The sequence below is a fragment of the Streptomyces sp. M2CJ-2 genome, from assembly GCF_016757295.1.
Lineage (GTDB): Bacteria > Actinomycetota > Actinomycetes > Streptomycetales > Streptomycetaceae > Streptomyces.
Genome location: NZ_JAESIF010000345.1, coordinates 1 through 236 on the forward strand (window position 1 = coordinate 1; position 236 = coordinate 236).

General features: G+C 69.1%; 1 protein-coding gene. It reads left to right on the forward strand.

Translation table 11 applies throughout. The features are described from left to right. The coding region (locus JL475_RS39565) for an acyl carrier protein (protein ID WP_202283002.1) at positions 1–236 on the forward strand (236 nt) is incomplete at both ends.

The window sequence follows — 236 nt, forward strand, 5'->3', positions numbered from 1 at the left end:
CGGCCGCCGTCTTCCCGCCACCCTGATCTTCGACTACCCCAGCCCCCACGACCTGGCCCACCACCTCCTCACCCAACTCCTCCCGGAATCCACATCCTCGGACCCGGACGCAAACCTGCCCCGCAACAGCAGCCAGACCCTGGCCGAATCCGACGACCCCTTGGCGATTGTGGGGATGGCGTGCCGTTTTCCGGGCGGGGTGGGTTCGCCGGAGGAGCTGTGGGGTCTGCTGGCCG